Origin of the sequence: Streptomyces africanus, from assembly GCF_030816955.1 — a bacterium.
Lineage (GTDB): Bacteria > Actinomycetota > Actinomycetes > Streptomycetales > Streptomycetaceae > Streptomyces > Streptomyces africanus.
Window position 1 is genome coordinate 6,577,103 of sequence record NZ_JAUSYP010000001.1, and the last position, 15,601, is coordinate 6,592,703.

Here is a 15,601-nt window from a genome sequence, read left to right on the forward strand (position 1 = left end):
TCGGTGTGCGAGTGGTCCGTGCGGTGTGACCGTCAGCGGAGGGCCGTGACGAAACAAGCTGCGTGTGCGTAGCGGAGCGTCGTCGCGGACTCACCGCCGCCACGCGTGGTCGGCGTTTGAGAGAGTTGATCTCGGTCCGTGAGTGCGAGGCTCATGCCTGTCACGGAAACAAGACCGCCCTTCCCTGACGTTCTCGATCTTCGAACCGGAGCAAAGCGCGACTGGGCCAATGAAAGCAAGGAGACACCCCCATGCGAAGAGCGGACATGCGCACTGCCGACAACGTCCGCGCCGATGAGCGGGACAAACCGGCCGTTCAAGCGCCCCTCGGTGTGACCGTGCGGCGGGCGACAGTGCGCGCGGCGCTCACGCTCCCCGTCGTGGCGCCCGCCCGGATCTCGCGCGTCCGAGAGGCGGTGCGATGGTGAGTCGAATCCTGGTGACCGGTTCCGCGGACGGCCTTGGACGCGCCGCGGCGGCTTCACTGTTGTCCGCGGGCCACGACGTGGTGGTGCACGCCCGGAACCGGGAGCGCGCGGCGGGCCTCGACGCGCTGGTCACCCGTGGGGCGCACCTTGTGGTGGGCGACTTCACCGACCGTGACGCCGTACGGCGCATCGCCGCCGAGCTGAATGACGCCAAGCCCCTCGACGCGGTCATCCACAACGCCGGCGTGTGGAGCGGACCGGCGGTCATGCCGGTCAACATCATCGCGCCGTACCTGCTCACGGCCCTGCTCCGCGGGCCGCGTCGGCTGGTGTACCTGAGCAGCGGCTCGCATTTCGGTGGGCGCCCCGCGCTCGCCGGCGTCAACTGGCGGGGCGAGAGCGCGGGCTCGTACGCCGACAGCAAGCTGTTCGTCACGACGCTTGCGGCCGCGGTGGCCCGTCTGCGCCCAGGAGTGCTGAGCAACGCCGTGGATCCGGGCTGGGTGCCGACGAAGATGGGCGGACCGAACGCACCGGATGATCTGGAGCTCGGTCGTCAAACGCAGGAGTGGCTTGCGTCGAGCGACGAACCGCAGGCCCTGACGACCGGCGGCTACTGGTATCACCGCCGGCGGCAGCAGCCGCACCGCGCAGTGCACGACGAGGCGTTCCAGGACAACCTCCTGCGGACGTTGACCGAGGAGGTGGGCACCGTGCTCTGAGCGGTGGAGGACAGCAGATCGACAGCCTCAGGCACAACGAGAGTGACGGGCCCGAGAGGGAGCCTCCCGGCATCTGCCGGGAGGCTTTCGTGTTTCTTTTGGGATCCGTAGTGATGTGTCGTTCGTTGGCGTCGTGCCGTGTGTCCGGTGCGGATGGCGGTGTCGTATGTGGGTGCGGGGATCGAATGCGTGACCTTTTCGTGGGGGTGTCGTTGATCGGATGACAGCACCACGAGCGGGGAAGGGGGTGCCGGTGAGCCGGAAACTGCCGCTCGGCGAGGGCGAGGCGTCCCGTACCGCCTGTGCCCCTGGCCTGTTGCGTTGCGGGGTGGAGGAGAAGACCGGGCAAGTCCTTACCGCGGCGGTGCTGGCGCGGCGGGTGGGCTGGGCCGCTGATCTGGTGTCCGGGATGGCCGCCGATCTGCTGGCCGGGCACTGGAATGCCGCCGACGTGGATCTGATGGCCTCGGGCGTGGATGCCGGGGGTCGGGTGTTGCCGTCGAACGCGTGGATGGCGCTGCGGCGTCTGGGTTGGAGTGTCACCCTGGCCGAGGGCGTCCGTGTCAACGACCGGATCGTGCGCATGGCCCAGGAACAGGCCGGGCGCACGCTGCGGTCGGTGAAGTGGCGGGCCGATCTGACCGCCGGGGTCATCGGGACGTGGCCCGCCGACCCCACGAAGCGCGCCCCCAACGAGTGGGACGCTGTCCGCGAGGCCGTCCCCGGCGGCCGGGATCTGCCCTCCGGCGTCATCACCTCCCGCACCCGGCAGATCACCGCCTTCCGGCACAAGCACGGCCGGTTGCCGGCCGATGTGTTCGAGCTGGAGGCCGCACCCCGCAGTGCGCGGATGCTGCTGCTGTCCGCGTGCGACGGGCAGCAGGCCACGATCGCACGCGGGGATGATCCGGGCCGGGTGCTGCTACGGCTGCAGCTGCCCATCCGATCGGACCCGCAGTCGTACAAGGACTGGACGTGGGTGGCGTGCCCCCTCGCACTGCCGCCGACCGTCCCGCCCGGTGCGGTGCTGCACCTGCCCACACTCCGCGTCCACCACGGCGGGGTGCGGGCCGATCTCGCCTACACCCACGCGGTGCCGAAGTCCGCCCGCACGGGGCACACGGTCGCGCTCGGCGTGGACTGGGGGCTGAATACGCTGCTCAGCGCGGGCACGGTCCGCCTGCACGACGACGGGCGTATCACGGCTGTGGGGGCCGGGGGCATGTTCCGGGCGGCCGGTGTCCTGGCCAAAGGGCACCGCCTGCGCCGCGAGAGCGAGCACCTGCACGCCAAGACCGACCACTACCAACGCCTCATCGGGGACACCAACAGCCATGTGCTGACCGGCAAACAGGCCGTCCTGGCCGACGAGATCCAGCACATCTCGGCCCGGCGCTCGAACCTCAACGACGCGCTCGCCTGGTCCGCCGCCCGCTGGACGGTCGACCAGGCCATCACCGCCTCCGCGACGGTGATCTACGTCGAAGACCTCCGCTCCATGGAGGCCCGCGGCATGGGCCGCACCCTGAACACCCGCATCTCCCAGCAGGTACGCGGGCAGATCGTGGAGCGGATGCGGCACCTGGCCGCCGAGGCGGGCATCGCCGTGGTCACTGTCCCGGCCCGGGGCACATCCCGTCACTGCCCCCGCTGCCTCGTCCCGCTGCGCCACCGCAAAGCCCCCGACCGGCCCACCACACAGGGCTGGAAATGGGCCCTGTGCCCCAACCCGGACTGCGGCTGGCAGGGCGACCGCGACACCGGTGCCTGGCAGCGCATCGCCGCCCGCGGCCTCACCCACCAGAGCAAGACCGTGACCGACCGCGCCAGCGGCGCCATGGTCATCCGCAGCGTGGTGGACAAGCTCGAAGCCCAAGCCATGGTCGAACCGGCCACCCCCGCAGACCGCCGGGATCGGTCCAAGACCGGCCCCACCCGGCGCCGCACCACACGCCCCGCGCCCAGGCGACGCAGGGCACCCTCCACCACCGGCCCTTCGGGTCCGGCGGGACAGCGTCCGGAGGGACACGCTCACACGGGCCGCAGACGGCTGCCTCGCGCAGCCCACCGGCACCAGGACGTGACGACGATCAGCACACCCACCACCCGCCGACACCGGCCACGAGGAGCAGCACTGGGCGCAGGCTTCCACCTGCACGCCCACGCCACCCCTCCACGGTGGACACCACCCATGCCAGACACCACATCTTGCATAGGATCGCTTAGCTGATCAGAGACGCTTCCTACGCTCGGGAGTGTGAGGTCGGCGGTCAGGGCTGTCCTGTGTCCGACAGGTCGCGGCGGCTCGGGCCGTCGCCTCGGCCACCAGCCCGCTCCCGCGTTGACCTCCTGGCGGGCCCGGTGCACCTGCACCGGAGCCGCTTCTGCTGCATCGGTGCATCGTGTGGGGTCCCCGTCCCGTCGGACGGGGGCCCCGGTCAGGAACGTCGGCGCGTGGTCCGCCTGCTACCCGGGGCGACAGCGCGCAGGGTGCCTCAGGCGATGCCGGTCCGGTCGAGCGGCTCGGGGGCGGGCCTCTCGGCCTCCTGACCGCCCTGGTGAGTGTCGGGGCCGCCGTCCGCACCGTCCTTGCGGTTGCGGCGGGCGATGCCCCGGTCGATCAGCACATGCAGCAGCAGGCACACGGCGCCCCAGGCGGCGATGGTCGCGAGGTGGCCGGCGACACCGGAGTGGTCGAAGTAGACCGTGGCGCGGACGATGTCGACGGCGGCGGGCAGGGGCAGGAGGTCGTTCAGGTCGCGGAAGAGTTCGGGGACCATGTAGAGCGAGATACCTCCGCCGGAGGCGGGGACCCCGACCAATATCGCGATCAGCAGTACGGGGATGATGCCGGCGATGCCGAGGGTGCGGGTGAAGACTCCGGTGAACATCGAGATGCAGAAGATCGTCAGTGCTCCGAAGCCGATCATCGCCCAGGCGTGGCCGTTGATCGCGCCGATCAGGACGTCGAAGAGGAACCACAGCCATACGGCCATGCCGACCGCCCAGCCGGCCAGCATCGGCAGCAGCTGTCGCAGCCGGTTGATCTCGGGCGCGCCGCCGCGCAGCACCGCCATGATCAGGAAGCCGGCCATGATCCAGGCCATGGCCGCGTACATGCTGTTGCTGCCGTTGGAGTCGGAGGCGTTCAGCGGCTGGACGTCGGTCAGTTCCAGCGGGGCTTTCTGGCTCGCCGAGATCTGTTGGAACATCGCCTGCAGCGCGGTGTTCTGGCTCACGCCCGCAGCCGAGGAGGTGTACAGCGAGGCCTCGCCGCCCCTTGAGGTGGGCAGGACGTACACGCCGACGGTCTTGCCCTCGCGGATCTGGTCCGTCGCCGCGTCGAGGGAGGTGCTGGTGGTCAGGGAGAGCAGGTCGCCCAGGCCGTCCTGCAGACCGCGGGCCGCCTGCGTGGCCTGTTCCTGTGAGGCGCCGACGACCACGACGGGCATGTCGCGGACCTGCGGCTCGTGCAGGGAGGCGCTCATCAGGCCGACGACGGCGGTGAGGATGGTCAGCGGGAAGGCGGCCACCGCGAAGTACCGGAGCCGCTTGGAGCGCACCGGTCCACCGGCCATCGCGGGCCGGGGGAAGTGGGGGTCGTCGGTCGCCTCGGTGTTTGGAATGGTGAGCCCCTTGCGGCGTTCCACCAGGAGGTTGAGCGCGAGGGCGGCGACGAGCCAGACGGCGAGGGTGAGCAGGTGGGTGCCGACTCCGCGGCCGTTGAAGTAGACGATGGAGCGCAGCGCCTCGCCCGCGGCCGGCAGCGGCAGCACGTTGTGCAGGAAGCCGAAGAAGCCGGGCATCGAGTGGATCGGCATGGCGAGGTTGGAGGCGGGCACCCCGAAGACCATCCACAGCAGCATGCCGGGCAGCACCGCCAGTCCGCCGATGAGTTTCACGAACAGCAGCTGGCTGAGGGCCACCGCGCCGGTCGCGAGCAGGCCGACTCCGACGAACTGCAGATAGTGGCCGTCGATGGCGCCCACGATCGGCCCCAGGATCAGCCAGATCAGCGAGCTGGTCGCCACCGCCCAGCCGGCCAGTATCGGCAGGAACCTGCGCACGGAGAGCAGATGGGGCACCGCCGCGATCATGCCGCTCAGCGGGGAGTACCCGACCATCATCATGCCGATCGCGGCGAACAGCACCGCGATGCCCGCGCTGTCACCGGCGGGCAGGGGCGCGATGTCCTCGGTCTTGGTCGTCCAGTCGTGACCCGCTGCCACCGGGGCGAGGAGCTGTTTGACCGTTGATGCCTGTGAGGCGCCGGCTCCCTGGGCCGTGTAGAGGGTCGCCTCGGTGGCGCCGTCCGCGGGGAGCTGCAGGACGCCGGCGACGTCACGGTCCTTGAGCTGGTCGAGTGCCTCCGTGCGGTCGGCCACCAGCCGGGGTTCGGCGGCTCCGTCCTTGGCGGAGGCCAGCTCGTCGACGACGGACTGGGCCACGGCTCCCGAGCCGACGACGGCGACCGGCATGTCCCGGGTCTGCGGCGAGTGCATGGTGCCCATGTACGTCGCGTACATCATCGTGACCATGAGGAAGGGCATGACAAAGAGGAAGACGTACTTGACGATCTTCATCTTCCTGTCCGCGTCGGATGTACCCGCCTCGGGCGAACCCGGCTCGCGCCCGCCGGCATCGCGGACGGGGGTCGGTGTTTCCATGATGTGCTCCTGGTGGATGTGCTGGGGCGCAAGGCGCAGGCGCCTTCTCCGCGCTGTGCAAAGGTGTGGTGTTCAGCCCGAAAGTGGCAGCGCTCTGGCGCAGGTGCAGTCGTCGGGCGTCTGAAGGACTTCGATGGCGATGCGAGTGCGGGGCGAGGGGGTCGTCCCGTTAATGGCGCGGAGAGGCGCGCCGGTGTGTCAGCCGGACAGCGCGGCATCCAGCGCGCGCGCCTGTCGGCGCCAGAACTGCTGGGAAACGTCAGCCTTGGGGAACACCGCGTCGAACCCGTGGAACGCGCCGGGAACGATGTGGAGTTCGCAGGGGACGTTGCTGTCGCTGAGGCGGCGCGCGTACTCGACGTCCTCGTCGTGGAAGAGATCGAGGGTGCCGACGCCGATCCAGGCCGGGGGGAGCCCGGTGAGGTCCTCGCGGCGGGCTGCGGCCGCGTAGGGGGAGACATCCGGGCCCGCTACGGCGTCGCCGAGGTAGGAGGACCAGCCGTATCGGTTGCTCTGGGGAGTCCAGAGACGCATGTTCCGCGCGTCCAGGTCCGTTCTCGTCGTCGTGCGGTCGTCGAGCATCGGGTAGACCAGCAGTTGGAACACCGGCCGGATCTCGGCACGGTCATGGGCGAGCAGCGCGAGGGCCGCGGCGATTCCGCCACCCGCGCTCGCACCCCCGATCGCGATGCGGTCGACGTCGATGTGGAGTTCGCTCGCCCGCGCGACCAGGCCGCGCAGTGCGGCGTAGGCGTCCTCGACGGCCGCGGGCGCGGGACTGTCCGACGCCCGTCGATAGCGGACCGCGGCGACGGTGATGCCGAGTTGGCGGGCGAAGGCGATGCTCGTCCGGTCGTCCTGTTCCGGGGCTCCGAAGATGAGGCCGCCGCCGTGTATCCAGAGCAGAGCCGGAGCAGTCGCCTTCAAACCGGTCGGCTGGAAGACGCGGAGCGAGACGGACGGTGCGCCCTTCGGCCCGGGCACGACTATTTCCTGAACGGTGAGGTCGGTCCCAGGGGCGGTCGGGCGCGGCTTCAGACTCCGCATGATGCCCGAGGTCACGGGCCCGTAGGACATCTTGGGGAGGAAGCGTGCGAGCGTGAGATCAGGGTGGAAGGCACTCATCGGTTTCTCGGGCTCCCCGGGGCTGCACCGGCCGACCGGTGTGAGATGGCGCGGTGGCGCCCGGCCGGTGCGGCGGCAGGACATCGCCGAGGGAACGCGGATCGGTTCAGCCTGTATGGGAACGGGGCCATGAGGCGCTCCTCCTCGTCAAGGTTGTGCGAGATCACGCGATTCACTGGCGCGTGCACAGCTACACAGCCGGCGACGGCTGGGAGGCCGCCACCGGGGCACCCGTGGGAAGGCCGGCGCGCACCTGCAGGAGTCCCTCACGAACAAGATCGGGCAGCGCGACGTCGGTGTCGCCCTTTGCCCACATCTCCATGGACGTTCGCAGCACGGCAGCTGCCGCGGCGGCCAGCAGGCGGGGAGTCAAGTCCCGCTCGGCGTCGGTGCCGGTGCGTTCGGCGAAGAGTTCCGCGAGCTGCTGATCGGCCTGCTCGTACGTGACCAGGTGCTGCGCCCGCATCGACGGCTGCTCGCCGACCACGCGCATCAGCACCGCGATGTTGTCCCGTTGACCGGCGTATTGCGCGGCGAAGGACGGAAGCACCTGTGTCAGGGAGTCCCACGGCGGCTCCTCCATGGGCCTGGCGCGCATGGCGTCGAGCAGGGAAGTGCCGCTCCGTACCAGGCCGTCGAGGATCGCTTCCTCGCGACTGGCGAAGTAGTTACGAAACGTGCGCGGCGACACATCCACTGCCGCAGCGATCGCCTCCGGGGTCGCCGCGTCGAGTCCCCGCTCGACCATCAGGGACCAGGCCGCACGGCTCAATGCCGCCCGGGTCGCCAGCTTCTTCCGTTCACGCAGGCTCGGCTCTTTCGTCATGCCGACAACCATCCAGGATTTTTTCCACCTTGGCAAGTTTTCCTTCTTGGCAAGATCGGGTGAGTGTGCCTAGTGTGGTCCACGGCGGCAGCTCGCCATGAGCCTGGCGGTGCACCACACGCCAGCCACGGCTGTTCGAACGCCCATGCCGCCGATGGCCATCGCCATAGCAAGCCGGTCACTGGCCCCCATTGGGGCAGCTCACCGTGCGCGCCCCTCGGTGCCGTATTCCGATGCGCGGGCACGGTCCGCGATGCGCCGCGGCCGCACCGCGCTCTTCGGGAACGCTCGGGGCCGCTGTCGGCCCCGCGGGTCGTGCCCTGTCGGCCGGAGCGATGTGAGGTCACGAAGCCGTAGTCAAGTAGTGGCCGCGGTCGGCGGCTGCCTTTGAGAAGGGAAGTGAGCATGTCGCAGAACGTGGCAGTAATCACCGGCGTGGGAGGTATGGGTCAAGCCATCGCCCGCCGTATCGGCCCAGGTGCCCACCTGCTCCTCGCGGACTTCAACGAGGAGACCCTGGACGCGGTGGCCAAGCAACTGCACGACGAGGGCTACGAGGCGACCTCCCTCGTCGTCGACGTCTCCAGACGCGAGGCGGTCACCGCGCTCGCCGAGCGGGCCGCTTCTCTGGGAGAGGTGCGTTCCGTGGTGCACACCGCCGGGCTGTCTCCCGTGCAGGCCCCCGTGCCGGCCATCCTGGAGGTCGACCTGCTGGGCGTGGCCCTGGTACTGGAGGAGTTCGGCAAGGTCGTCGCGCCCGGTGGGGCCGGGGTGGTCATCGCCAGCATGGCCGCTTACCACAACCCGCCCATCCCGGGCCCGGACGCGCTGCAGTTGGCCACCACCCCGGCCGACGAGCTGATGTCCCTGCCGATCCTCGCCCCCGGCAACTTCGGCAGCGCCTCCTACGCCTATGGCTTCGCCAAGCAGGCCAACCTGTTGCGCGTTCAGGCCGCGAGCACGATCTGGGGAGCCCGGGGAGCTCGGGTCAACGCGATCAGCCCGGGTGTCATCGCCACGCCCATGGGCCAGGCCGAGCTGAGCGGCCCGCACGCCGCCGTGATGAAGGCGATGACCGACGCCTCCAACGCCGGGCGTGTGGGCACCCCCGCTGAGATCGCCGCAGCCACCGAATACCTCCTCAGCCCCGCTGCCGGCTTCATCTCCGGAACCGACCTGCTGGTCGACGGCGGCGTCCTCGCCGCGATCCGTACCGGGCGCCTCGGCTGAGCGACCGCACGGTGTACCAGCGCCGCAGCACCTCGGCTCTCGGTGCCCGTTTCTGAACCGGTGTCCACCGCACCTGGGCGATCCGGCGAACCGGCGATTCAACGAAGGAGATTCAGATGAAGGAGAAAGTCGATGTTCCCAAGTGTGTCGCCCCCGGGCAGTACGTGCTGATCGCGCCCCACCTGCACGACGCGGTCCGAGAGTCGGCCATGGTCTGCCCGGCCGCCGCCGTCCACCTGGCGGAGTCGTGAACCGGGTCGTCATCGTCGGCGCGTCGGCGGGCGGGCTGGCCACTGCGGAGGCGCTGCGCAGGCTGGGGTACAAGGGTGGGCTCACGCTCATCGGTGGCGAGGAGCATCTGCCGTACGATCGCCCGCCGTTGTCGAAGCAGATCCTGACGGGGGAGTGGCAGCCGGACCGGCTGCCACTGCGTCGGCCGGAGGACATCGACGCGCTGGGGCTGGACCTACGTCTGGGTATGACCGCGACCGGGCTGGATACGGCCAGGCGCACCGTGGCTCTGGCCGACGGCACCCGCGTGTCGTACGACGCCCTGGTCATCGCGACCGGAGTCCGTCCCCGTGGCCTGCCCGGAACCGAAGGGCTGGCCGGAGTGCACACGCTGCGCACCCTGGAGGACGCTCTGGCGTTCAAGGCGCGGCTGCGGCCCGGGCGGAGACTGGTGATCGTCGGCGCCGGGTTCATCGGTGCCGAGGCGGCCGCCGTGGCCCGAGGGCTCGGGGTGGAGGTCACGCTCCTGGAGGCGGCTCCTCTCCCTCTGGCGCAGGCCGTCGGTGAACAGGCCGGTCAGTTCCTGGCCCAGATCCACCGCGACCACGGGGTCCGGCTGCACACCGGAGCCCAGGTCGCCGGAATCCTCGGTGCCGAGGGCGAGGTCACGGGCGTCGGACTGGCCGACGGAACCGTCCTTCCGGCGGACGACGTGCTGGTGGCCATCGGCTCCCTGCCCAACACCGAGTGGCTGGCCGGCAGCGGGCTCACCGTGGACAACGGACTGGTCTGCGACGAGATCAGCGCGGCCGCACCCGGTGTGTACGGGGTCGGGGACGTGGCGCGCTGGCACAACCCGCTCTTCGGTACGGCGATGCGCATCGAGCACCGCACCAACGCCGCGGAGCAGGGCATGGCCGTCGCCCGCAACCTGCTGAACCCGGACGCGCGGCGGCCGTTCGCGCCGGTGCCGTACTTCTGGTCCGACCAGTACGGGATGAGGATCCAGGCGTACGGATACCTCCGTGGCCACGACGAGGCGCTGGTCATGGAACACGACTCGGCGCAGCGGCGGCTCCTCGTCGCCTACCGGACAGGGGACCGGCTGGCCGGCGCACTCGCCGTGGGCCTGCCGCCGAAGACCGTCCGAGCCCTGCGGGCCCTCGTCGCGGCCGGCACCGCATGGGAGTCGGCCGCCAGTGACGCAGCCGCCGCCTGACCGCGAGCTCAACGACTCAGCGACGTCGCCTTCGGCTACGGCATCCACCAGTGCCTGCGCCAGCCCCTGGCCCGCGTCGACTCCCGGTGGCCCTTCCCACCCTGCTGCGCAGGCTGCCCGGGCTGCGGCTCGCGGCGCCGCCGGCGGAGCTGCGGTTCCGGCACGACTTGGTCACCTACGGCCTGCACGAACTGCCGGCCGCCTGATGACACGAACCGGCCGACCGCAGGCCCTGACCGATTTCTGACCAGAGCCCCCCACCCGGTCGGGGCGGGGAGGCAGTCCAACGAATGGAGATGCCATGAAGGTTGAAGTAGACGTTCCCAAGTGTGTCGCCTCCGGGCAGTGCGTGATGATCGCGCCCGAGGTGTTCGACCAGCGCGACGAGGACGGCATGGTCGTACTGCTGGACGAGACGCCCGCGCCGGAGGTGCACGAGGCGGTCCGCGAGTCGGCCATGGTCTGCCCGGCCGCCGCCATCCACCTGGCGGAGTGACGCCTGCCGACCGTCGCCCGCCGACACCTCACCAGGCACCACCAGTCGTGTGCGGTGCCGACACCCCCACAGCAACCCCCCCACAGGAGCATCCATGAGTACATCAACCCCCACGAACGACCCGACCGGCCTGCCCGCCTTCCCCGGCAAGCGTGACGCACGCTGCCCCTTCGACCCGCCCCAGGAGTACACCGACTGGCGTGAGGCCGAAGGGCTCCAGCGGGCGGTGTCGCACGGCGAGCCGCTGTGGGTGGTGAGCCGGTATGCGGACGTCCGCGCGGCTCTGAGCGACCCGCGCCTCAGCTCGGACGACCGACGTCCCGGCTACCCGGCTTCTTCCGGGAAACCCGGTGATCTGCCCCAGAGTTTCCAGCGCATGGACGACCCCGAGCACGCCCGGCTGCGGATGATGCTCACCGGGGAATTGACGATCAAACGGGTGGAGCGGATGCGCCCGGACGTCCAGAAGATGGCGGACGACTTCCTCGACCAGATGATCGCCAAGGGACAGCCGGCGGACCTGGTCCGGGACTACGCGCTGCCCATCCCGTCCCTGGTGATCTCCCTGTTGCTCGGAGTGCCCTACTCCGACCACGAGTTCTTCCAGCAGCACAGCAACACCCTGACCGACGCGAACACCACGGAGCAGGGCAAGCGGGTGGCCAGCGGCGCCCTCTTCGGCTACCTGCTGGAGCTGGTGGGGCGCAAGGAGCGCGAGCCGGGCGACGACCTCATCAGCCGTCTGATCGGCGAGCGGGTCGCCACCGGCGAACTCACCCGTGAAGACGTGGCGATGGACGGCCTCATGCTGCTGATCGCCGGCCACGAGACCACGGCCAACATGACCGCCCTGAGCACCCTGGCCCTGCTGGTCCACCCCGACCAGGCAGCCCGCATCCGCGACACCGACGACCCGGCCGTGGTCGCGAACGCGATCGAGGAACTGCTGCGCTACCTGACGGTCCCCCAGGACCACGTCTGGCGCGTCGCCACCGAGGACCTCACCCTCGGCGGACAGCTCATCCGGGCCGGTGAGGGAGTGACCGTCAACCTGCCCGCCGGCAACCGCGACCCGGCCTTCCTCGACCGGCCCGATGCCCTGGACGTCGACCGCAACTCCCGCGGCCACGTCGCCTTCGGCTACGGCACCCACCAGTGCCTGGGCCAGTCCCTGGCGCGGATGGAGCTGCAGGTGGCGCTGCCCACCCTGCTGCGCAGGCTGCCCGGGCTGCGGCTGGCGGTGCCGCTGGAGGAGCTGCGGCTCCGGCACGACATGGCCGTCTACGGCGTCCGCGAACTGCCGGTCGCCTGGTGACCGGCGAGGCGGACAGCGCCCTGCGCAGTCAGCCACCACAGGCCCCGGCTCACTGAGCCCGGGCACACCGAACGGGGCCGTCCTGAGCGGCGGCGGCCCCACCGCGCCGTGCTCCGTGGGGACAGGGGGTACGGCGCGCATCCCGGGCCCGGCGGCGGATCACATGTCCCACCGCCGCCGGGCCCGCGGACACCGGTCCGCAACGCAAGGACCACCGCCGACCGTCAGGCGGGATCAGACCGCACGCACAGAGGCGTGAAACGCACATAGAGAAGAGGAATACCCATGAGCGGCAAGGGATTTGAAGGGCGCAGCGTCATCGTCACCGGGGCGGCCTCGGGCATCGGCAGGGCCGCGGCCCTGATGTTCGCCAAGGAGGGAGCCAAGGTCCTGGTCGCGGACCTGAACAAGGACGGCGCCGAGGAGACCGCCAAGGCGATCGAGGCGGCGGGTAGCACCGCCGTCGCAGTCGCCGGCGACCTCAGCGACCCGCAGGTGGTCGACGAGGTCGTGGCCACCGTCATCCGGACCTTCGGCAGCCTGGACGTCCTGGTGAACAACGCAGGCATCACAGACAGCATGTCGGCTCTGGCCGACGTCGAGGACGCCGAGTGGGAACGCGTCATACGGATCAACCTGACGGCGCCCTTCCTGCTGACCCGGGCCGCGTTGCCGCACATGCTTGAAGCGGGCCACGGCACGATCGTCTTCACCGCGTCCGAGGCCGGGTTCCGCGGCAGCGCGTCCGGTACTGCCTACACCGCCTCCAAGCACGGCGTCGTGGGCCTGGTCAAGAGCCTCGCCGTGATGTACCGGGGGCAGGGCATCCGCACCAACGCCATCGCCCCTGGCGGGACACAGACCAACAACCTCACCAACTCCCTGGAACCGGCCAAGATCACGGCCCTCGTGAACACCATGCTGGGCGAGGCCCAGCCCGACGGCGGGCCGGCCCCGCACGGGCCCACCGTCATGCGCGACTTCCTCCGCACCAACCCCGGCCGACGGTCCACCCCCGAGGAGCAGGCCGCCGCCATCGTCTTCCTCGCCTCCGATGCCGCCGAGATGATCAACGGCGCTGTCCTGCCCGTCGACGACGGCTGGTCCGCCGTCTGACGAGCCGCCCGGCGCTCCGGCCGACACCCCGGGGCGCGGGTTCGGGCCGCAGGCCGCACGGGCGGGAAACCCGCCCCGGCCGGTCTCCAAATCCTGCCCTCGGCCGTCACCGCCAGGACCGCTGGAAGGCCCGCTCACACCATGAAGGATGTACGACAGTGACCGCACCAGCACCGACGGCTCATCCCGTAGATCCACGGACCCTGCTGAGTGGCCCGGAACACCGCACGTTCCGCCCTCTGCTGTGCTGGCTGGCGTCGATGAATCGTGCGGAAAAGGCCCATCCGCAGGTCTCACGCTGGGGCGTGCCGGCCCTGTGCGCCGCGTTCGGCCTGCCCTCCCTCCTGGACGCGGCCGACGGACCCGGCGTCCCGGCGGTCCTGGCGCTGATCGCCGGGCTCACCGTCCCGCTGCTCTGGCGCAAGCAGCACCCCATGACGGTCTACGCCATCACCACCGCCACCGCCGTGGCGGCACTCCCCCTGGGAATCCTGACGGCTGCGGACGCCGGGCGCCTGGTGGCCCTGCTCAATGTGGGCCGCCGTGGAACCGCCCGCCAACTGGTCGTTGCCCTGGCCCTCGGCCTCGCGCAAGGGATCGCGGCGTACGTGGTCTACTCGGACGACGGGCAGTTCGACCACTTCCTGCAGGCTCCCGCGCTGATCCTGATCATGCTGCTCGACGTCGTGGCGATCGCCGGACTGGGTGTCATCAGCCGACTCGTGAACTCCTACATCACGGCCCTGCAGGACCGTGCCGTGCGCTTGGAAGTGGAACGCGACCAGCGTGCCCGTCTTGCCGCAGCCGCCGAACGCGCCCGCATCGCCCGCGAGATGCACGACATCCTCGGCCACACCCTGTCCGTCGTCGTGGGCCTGGCCAACGGCGCCGCCGGACTCACCGAGAACGAACCCAGACGCGGCGCCGACACCCTGCGGCTCATCGCCGACAGCGGGCGCGGCGCCCTGGGCGACCTGCGCCGCCTCCTCACCGTCATCCACGACGAGCCCGGCACCGCCCCGCTCGCCCCCCAACCGGGTCTGGCCGACCTCGACGCCCTGCTGGAACGGGTGAGGGCAGCGGGCCCCAGCGTCACCCTGCACACCGAGGGCGACCTGGAAGGACTCGCCACGGGACTCCAACTGGTCGTCTACCGCATCGTGCAAGAGGCCCTCACCAACACCCTCAAACACGCCGCACCCGACCCGACCATCCAGGTCGCCGTCTGCGCGGACCACATGCTGGTCCACGTCACCATCGAGGACACCGGCCCGCACCGTGCCCGGCACGGGGTCGACCGGAACGACGGCGCAGGCCAGGGCCTGGTCGGCATGCGCCAGCGCGCCGCCCTCTACCAGGGCAGCATCACCGCCGGCCCCAACACCCGCGGAGGCTGGACCGTCCGCGCCGTCCTCACTCCCACCGCGGCCCCCGCCACACCCTCCACGTCTCGGCCGGCCTCCCGGCCTCACAGGCACCAGGACGACCCCCACGGGCAGAGGCTCACCCTCCCCGCCCCGGCACAGACCACGGGAAACCGCCCGTCATGACCACCGTCCTCATCGTCGACGACCAGGCCCTGCACCGCTTCGGCTTCACCATGCTCCTCGAACAGCACCCCGACCTGACCTTGGTCGGCGAAGCCGCCGACGGAGCCGAAGCGGTCAGGATGACCGCCGAACTCCACCCCGACATCGTCCTCATGGACATCCGCATGCCCGGCATGGACGGCATCGAGGCCACCCGACGCATCGTCACCTCCGGCAGCCGCTCCCACGTCCTGGTCCTGACTACCTTCGACCTCGACGAAAACGCCTACGCGGCCCTGCGCGCGGGCGCCAGCGGATTCCTCCTGAAGGACGTCAAGCCCGACGAACTCGTCGCCGCCATCCGCGCGGTGGCCGCCGGAGACGCCGTCATCGCGCCCGGCCTCACGCGGAAACTCATCGACGTCTTCAGCCAGAAGATCAGCCACCGCAGTCGTGATCAGGAACGCCGGCTCGCCTCCCTCACCGACCGCGAACGCGAGGTCCTCAGCGCCATCGCCTGCGGCTACAGCAACGCCGAGATCGCCGCCCACCTCCACGTCGCCGAAACCACCGTCAAGTCCCACGTCGGCCGCATCCTCGCCAAGACCGGCGCCCGCGACCGCGTCCAGGCCGTGGTCTTCGCCTACGACGTGGGACTGGTCCGGCCGGCATGAACCGGGCCCGCTCACGGGGCGGT

14 protein-coding genes and 1 pseudogene are annotated in these 15,601 nt (G+C 70.6%); 12 read left to right on the forward strand and 3 right to left on the reverse strand.

All coding sequences use genetic code 11. The features are described from left to right. Positions 1-251 precede the first annotated feature (251 nt). The 3 genes from QF034_RS30490 to QF034_RS30500 all read left to right on the forward strand — a co-directional run bounded on the left by QF034_RS30490 (position 252) and on the right by QF034_RS30500 (position 3,380). A complete protein-coding gene (locus QF034_RS30490; RefSeq protein ID WP_307177901.1) occupies positions 252-428 on the forward strand; it encodes a hypothetical protein in 177 nt (58 codons plus the stop codon). Further along, a complete protein-coding gene (locus tag QF034_RS30495) occupies positions 425-1,150 on the forward strand; it encodes an SDR family NAD(P)-dependent oxidoreductase (protein ID WP_307180010.1) in 726 nt (241 codons plus the stop codon). Before QF034_RS30490 ends, QF034_RS30495 begins: the two co-directional genes overlap by 4 nt. Positions 1,151-1,403: 253 nt before the next feature. Beyond that, positions 1,404-3,380, forward strand: a complete 1,977-nt coding sequence (locus QF034_RS30500) for a zinc ribbon domain-containing protein (protein WP_307177902.1) — start codon at positions 1,404-1,406, stop codon at positions 3,378-3,380. Positions 3,381-3,645: 265 nt separating this feature from the next. On the opposite strand, the gene QF034_RS30505 is transcribed toward QF034_RS30500, so the two are convergent. The 3 genes from QF034_RS30505 to QF034_RS30515 all read right to left on the reverse strand — a co-directional run bounded on the left by QF034_RS30505 (position 3,646) and on the right by QF034_RS30515 (position 7,780). Beyond that, positions 3,646-5,817 (reverse strand): ABC transporter permease, encoded by a 2,172-nt coding sequence (locus QF034_RS30505; RefSeq protein ID WP_307177903.1) that lies wholly within the window; start codon positions 5,815-5,817, stop codon positions 3,646-3,648. Positions 5,818-6,015: 198 nt separating this feature from the next. Continuing rightward, positions 6,016-6,942: an alpha/beta hydrolase gene (locus QF034_RS30510; RefSeq protein ID WP_307177904.1), complete on the reverse strand. Its 927-nt coding sequence runs from the start codon at positions 6,940-6,942 to the stop codon at positions 6,016-6,018. Between the two features lie 190 nt (positions 6,943-7,132). Then, entirely contained in the window at positions 7,133-7,780 is a 648-nt protein-coding gene (locus tag QF034_RS30515) for a TetR/AcrR family transcriptional regulator (RefSeq protein ID WP_307177905.1), read from the reverse strand. Between the two features lie 393 nt (positions 7,781-8,173). Here QF034_RS30515 and QF034_RS30520 point away from each other — a divergent pair, with 393 nt between their 5' ends. The 9 genes and pseudogenes from QF034_RS30520 to QF034_RS30560 all read left to right on the forward strand — a co-directional run bounded on the left by QF034_RS30520 (position 8,174) and on the right by QF034_RS30560 (position 15,578). Continuing rightward, positions 8,174-8,998, forward strand: a complete 825-nt coding sequence (locus tag QF034_RS30520) for an SDR family oxidoreductase (RefSeq protein ID WP_307177906.1) — start codon at positions 8,174-8,176, stop codon at positions 8,996-8,998. A gap of 116 nt (positions 8,999-9,114) precedes the next feature. Continuing rightward, positions 9,115-9,249 carry a hypothetical protein gene (locus QF034_RS30525; protein WP_307177908.1) on the forward strand — a complete coding sequence of 45 codons (135 nt, stop codon included), beginning with the start codon at positions 9,115-9,117 and terminating at the stop codon, positions 9,247-9,249. Beyond that, complete coding sequence (locus QF034_RS30530; RefSeq protein ID WP_307177909.1) at positions 9,246-10,448, forward strand: NAD(P)/FAD-dependent oxidoreductase; 1,203 nt, start codon at positions 9,246-9,248, stop codon at positions 10,446-10,448. The genes QF034_RS30525 and QF034_RS30530 overlap by 4 nt, the downstream gene beginning before the upstream one ends. A 24-nt stretch (positions 10,449-10,472) precedes the next feature. Beyond that, a pseudogene (locus QF034_RS30535) lies at positions 10,473-10,654 on the forward strand (cytochrome P450); the annotation flags it as partial. Positions 10,655-10,749: 95 nt separating this feature from the next. Beyond that, entirely contained in the window at positions 10,750-10,944 is a 195-nt protein-coding gene (locus QF034_RS30540; RefSeq protein WP_307079882.1) for a ferredoxin, read from the forward strand. A gap of 94 nt (positions 10,945-11,038) precedes the next feature. Further along, positions 11,039-12,259: a cytochrome P450 gene (locus QF034_RS30545; RefSeq protein WP_307177910.1), complete on the forward strand. Its 1,221-nt coding sequence runs from the start codon at positions 11,039-11,041 to the stop codon at positions 12,257-12,259. A 285-nt stretch (positions 12,260-12,544) separates the two neighbouring features. Then, positions 12,545-13,375 carry an SDR family NAD(P)-dependent oxidoreductase gene (locus tag QF034_RS30550; protein WP_307177911.1) on the forward strand — a complete coding sequence of 277 codons (831 nt, stop codon included), beginning with the start codon at positions 12,545-12,547 and terminating at the stop codon, positions 13,373-13,375. Positions 13,376-13,635: 260 nt separating this feature from the next. Beyond that, the gene (locus QF034_RS30555) at positions 13,636-14,925 is read left to right on the forward strand and encodes a sensor histidine kinase (protein ID WP_307177912.1); all 1,290 of its coding nucleotides are present in this window, start codon (positions 13,636-13,638) and stop codon (positions 14,923-14,925) included. Beyond that, positions 14,922-15,578, forward strand: a complete 657-nt coding sequence (locus QF034_RS30560; RefSeq protein ID WP_307177913.1) for a response regulator — start codon at positions 14,922-14,924, stop codon at positions 15,576-15,578. The genes QF034_RS30555 and QF034_RS30560 overlap by 4 nt, the downstream gene beginning before the upstream one ends. Positions 15,579-15,601: the final 23 nt, after the last annotated feature.

Bases quoted from the DNA above. Each gene is read 5' to 3' on its own strand.
- QF034_RS30515 (WP_307177905.1), bottom strand. From the start codon at position 7,780: ATGGTTGTCGGCATGACGAAAGAGCCGAGCCTGCGTGAACGGAAGAAG.
- QF034_RS30490 (WP_307177901.1), top strand. From the start codon at position 252: ATGCGAAGAGCGGACATGCGCACTGCCGACAACGTCCGCGCCGATGAG.
- QF034_RS30555 (WP_307177912.1), top strand. From the start codon at position 13,636: ATGAATCGTGCGGAAAAGGCCCATCCGCAGGTCTCACGCTGGGGCGTG.
- QF034_RS30560 (WP_307177913.1), top strand. From the start codon at position 14,922: ATGACCACCGTCCTCATCGTCGACGACCAGGCCCTGCACCGCTTCGGC.
- QF034_RS30545 (WP_307177910.1), top strand. From the start codon at position 11,039: ATGAGTACATCAACCCCCACGAACGACCCGACCGGCCTGCCCGCCTTC.
- QF034_RS30505 (WP_307177903.1), bottom strand. From the start codon at position 5,817: ATGGAAACACCGACCCCCGTCCGCGATGCCGGCGGGCGCGAGCCGGGT.
- QF034_RS30525 (WP_307177908.1), top strand. From the start codon at position 9,115: ATGAAGGAGAAAGTCGATGTTCCCAAGTGTGTCGCCCCCGGGCAGTAC.
- QF034_RS30520 (WP_307177906.1), top strand. From the start codon at position 8,174: ATGTCGCAGAACGTGGCAGTAATCACCGGCGTGGGAGGTATGGGTCAA.
- QF034_RS30540 (WP_307079882.1), top strand. From the start codon at position 10,750: ATGAAGGTTGAAGTAGACGTTCCCAAGTGTGTCGCCTCCGGGCAGTGC.
- QF034_RS30550 (WP_307177911.1), top strand. From the start codon at position 12,545: ATGAGCGGCAAGGGATTTGAAGGGCGCAGCGTCATCGTCACCGGGGCG.
- QF034_RS30510 (WP_307177904.1), bottom strand. From the start codon at position 6,942: ATGAGTGCCTTCCACCCTGATCTCACGCTCGCACGCTTCCTCCCCAAG.